At 31.2% G+C, this 545-nt stretch carries 1 protein-coding gene; it reads left to right on the plus strand.

The window, feature by feature from the left end; translation table 11 throughout:
• Nucleotides 1–249: 249 nt before the first annotated feature.
• A partial coding sequence (locus BZK24_RS08250) for an ATP-binding cassette domain-containing protein (RefSeq protein ID WP_143424407.1) occupies nt 250–545 on the plus strand: 296 nt, incomplete at its 3' end.

Below are 545 nucleotides of genomic sequence, written 5' to 3' on the forward strand. Positions count from 1 at the left end.
AAATCAAAAACTCCGTTTCTCTAGCTTTCTAGGGTCTTTCTTATTCAAAGCCTTGGCTTTGTCTATTTTTAGAGTTGAAATGCTTTTTAAAATCGTTCCACTCGCTTAAATCGTGTCTGTCAGTAACGCTTTTAGATCGTTTTAACAAAAATCAGTTAATTTTTTAGTAATACTGCACTAAATAAAACCATCATTTGAATATAATAACCCTAAATAGGATTTTAAATCATTTCCATATAAGGGGATTTTATGATTTCTAACATCAGCATACACCCAAAAACCATGTTTAAAAACGCTTTAAATATACAAGATTTTTCATTTAAAAATCATACTAGTACAGCCATTATTGGCACAAATGGTGCTGGAAAATCAACGCTTATCAACACTATTCTAGGCATTAGATCAGACTATAATTTTAAAGCACAAAACAATAATATTCCATACTACGACAATGTTATACCACAACGCAAGCAATTGGGAGTTGTCTCTAACCTATTCAACTATCCACCTGGATTAAACGCAAACGACCTTTTTAAATTCTATCA

This window comes from Helicobacter pylori, from assembly GCF_001998165.1.
GTDB lineage: Bacteria > Campylobacterota > Campylobacteria > Campylobacterales > Helicobacteraceae > Helicobacter > Helicobacter pylori_DL.